The organism is Sodalis sp. (in: enterobacteria) (genome assembly GCF_047607725.1).
In the GTDB taxonomy this organism is placed as follows: Bacteria; Pseudomonadota; Gammaproteobacteria; order Enterobacterales; family Enterobacteriaceae; genus JBLKSS01.
Map to the genome: position 1 here is coordinate 1 of NZ_JBLKSS010000276.1, position 2,532 is coordinate 2,532.

At 57.5% G+C, this 2,532-nt stretch carries 5 protein-coding genes; all 5 read right to left on the bottom strand.

What is annotated here, in order from left to right:
• Positions 1-79: 79 nt before the first annotated feature.
• Positions 80-304: a hypothetical protein gene (locus ACMX3H_RS18245; RefSeq protein ID WP_415211805.1), complete on the bottom strand. Its 225-nt coding sequence runs from the start codon at positions 302-304 to the stop codon at positions 80-82.
• Between the two features lie 3 nt (positions 305-307).
• Positions 308-499, bottom strand: coding sequence for a hypothetical protein (locus tag ACMX3H_RS18250; protein WP_415211806.1), 192 nt, complete (start codon positions 497-499; stop codon positions 308-310).
• 61 nt (positions 500-560) lie between these two features.
• Positions 561-698, bottom strand: coding sequence for a hypothetical protein (locus tag ACMX3H_RS18255; protein ID WP_415211807.1), 138 nt, complete (start codon positions 696-698; stop codon positions 561-563).
• Positions 699-722: 24 nt separating this feature from the next.
• Positions 723-2,096, bottom strand: a complete 1,374-nt coding sequence (locus ACMX3H_RS18260) for an ABC transporter substrate-binding protein (RefSeq protein WP_415211808.1) — start codon at positions 2,094-2,096, stop codon at positions 723-725.
• 153 nt (positions 2,097-2,249) lie between these two features.
• A partial coding sequence (locus ACMX3H_RS18265) for a transposase domain-containing protein (RefSeq protein ID WP_415211809.1) occupies positions 2,250-2,532 on the bottom strand: 283 nt, incomplete at its 5' end.

Below are 2,532 nucleotides of genomic sequence, written 5' to 3' on the forward strand. Positions count from 1 at the left end.
CTCAAACCGAGATGGAAATAAAAGTTATTAAAATCAATACAATGTGAAAATGCAATGAGCATAAGCGTGTAACGTAGGTTTACTGTCTCATACAACAAACCCACCAATAATTCAAGACGTCCTCCACGGGGCGCTTACCCGACAGCACGCCAATAGGCAGCGTGATGTAGGAGGCTATCACCAGCGCGAATAACGTCAGGAAAAACGTCGGCTCGGCGCACTGGTACAGCGCTTCGGTGACCGGGATATTCAAGAAGATCGACTGGCCGAGATTACCCTGCGCGATGCCGGCGAGGTAATGCATAAACTACACCGGCAACGGCGCGTTAAGCCCAAGCCGCTCGCGCAGCGCGGCGATGTCGGCGGTGTTGGCGTCGGGACCCAGCATGACCGCCGCCGGATCGCCGGGCGTGACGCGCACGATGATGAACACAATCGTCACCACCAGCGCCATCACCACCAGCATGCCAATAATGCAATTCAAAGCCGATCGAAACACGGTGGATCCTCCGTTCGGTTAAGGCACCCGTCGCCGGATGCCACACGGGTTGCAGGAGAGATTATTTTTCCAAATAGACATTCCAGAAATACGGCCAGGGGGAGGGCAGCACCGCCTTCAGCTTCGGTGATTGGGCGATGAGGCTATTGAAATCCCCCACCTTGAAGGCCGGCACTTCGTTATAGATAGCCTGTTGCACGCCGGCCCACAGGGCGATGCGTTTTTACGGGTCCGCCTCGCGGTTGAAGGCGTTAACGGCGGCGTGTTTCGTCTCGCTGCTCCACCAGCCCGGCGAATCATCCGACAGCATACCCGTCAGCGACGGTTCCGGCAGGAAGGGGCTGTGGGTAATAAAAATGTCCCATTTGGCGGGATCGGCGCGGTTTTGCATCAGCGTGGCCCACTCCACCACGTCCAACTGCACCTTGAAGCCAGCCGCTTCCAAATAGGCTTGCGCGACCTGCGCCATTTTGTAGTGAAATTCATACTGCCGGCTGGTCAAGATACTAATCGGTTTGCCGTCATAGCCCGCCTGCTTCAGCAGCGCGCTGGCCTTGGCGGTACCGCCCATGGGCTTATAGGCTTCGGTACCGGCGGTGGTATGCCAGACAAAGCCCGGCGGATACATGGCGCCGTCCACGGTGAAGAAATCCGCCGTGCCGAAGGCGGCCATCAGCATATCCTGCGGCGCCAGCGCCGCCTGTACCGCCCGGCGCAGCGTCAGGTTGGCCATCTCCCCCTGGCGCAGATTCATCATCAACACCGGCCAGCCGAACGGTTTCAGGATCACAGCCTCGCTTTTGCCCTGTTGAATGCGCGCCAGGGACTGCACCGGCAGCGAATCGACATAGGCGTACTTGCCGGAGACCGCGCCCGCGACGCGGGTGTTGGCGTCCGGGACCGGCACAAAACGTATCTCGTCAAGGTATTGACGGCGCGCGCCGCCATAGCCGTTGGGCTCCCCGCTGCGCGAGGTATAACCGTCGAAGCGCGTCAGCTGGATATATTGATCGGGTACGTGGGCCTGGAGCCGATATGGGCCGGTACCGATAAACTTGCTGAGCGGATCCTGGGTGGTCAGACGGGCGGGCAGAATCACCGCCGCCGAATTATTAAGCGCCAACAGGGCAATCAGCGGGGCGAAGGGCTGCTTTAGGACGATTTTGAGACTGAAATCATCGGGCGCGCTCAAATCGGCCACGACGCTGGCGGTTTGCCGCCCGCGGTTGGCGATACGCATCCAGCGTTCCAGCGAAGCCACCACATCCCGGGCGGTCATCTCGCTGCCGTCATGGAATTTAACCCCGGGGCGCAACACAATCAGATAGGTTTTACCATCGGGGGAAATCGTGGGCATGCTCTGGGCCAGCAGCGGCACCAGACCCCATTGGCCGTCGAGGGTATAAAGAGTTTCAAAAATGTGCTGGGTAATGGTGCCGACCAAATCGGCGCTGGATGCCATGGGATCCAGAGTGGGAGGCTCGCCGATGGTGGCGACATCAATAACGCCGCCTTTTGACGGCGCTGCCAGGGCGCCGCTACTGATAGCGACCGCCGTCAAACAGGCCAGCAGGAGAATTCGCAACAGCTTCGACATTATTTTGCCTCATTCAGTATTACATTATAATTGAATATATGACGTAACTAAGTGATTGCTTTTTTGTAGTAACACAGCAGCGATTTATCGTCAACCCTCTTTGTTTTTCAGCTACGTTTTTGCGTAAGCGTACGCCCAGCGCCGTATTGACAGTTATTCAGCAGGGATGATGAGGTTCCACGGCAGGAGCTCTTTGATTTTGTTGATGGGATGATCCGCGATAATCGCCAGCACATGGTGCAGATACGCTTCCGGCTCCACGCCGTTCATTTTGCAACTGCCGATCAGCGTATACATCAGCGCCGCCCGGTCGCCGCCGCTATCCGAACCGAAGAACAGATAGTTCTTGCGACCCAGGCTTATTACCCGCAGCGCGTTTTCAGCGATATTATTGTCGATTTCCGCCCAGCCATCGCCGGCGTAGTAGCACAACGCC

Excerpts from the sequence above, each read along its gene's own strand:
- ACMX3H_RS18245 (WP_415211805.1), bottom strand. The coding sequence starts at position 304 with ATGCATTACCTCGCCGGCATCGCGCAGGGTAATCTCGGCCAGTCGATC.
- ACMX3H_RS18260 (WP_415211808.1), bottom strand. The coding sequence starts at position 2,096 with ATGTCGAAGCTGTTGCGAATTCTCCTGCTGGCCTGTTTGACGGCGGTC.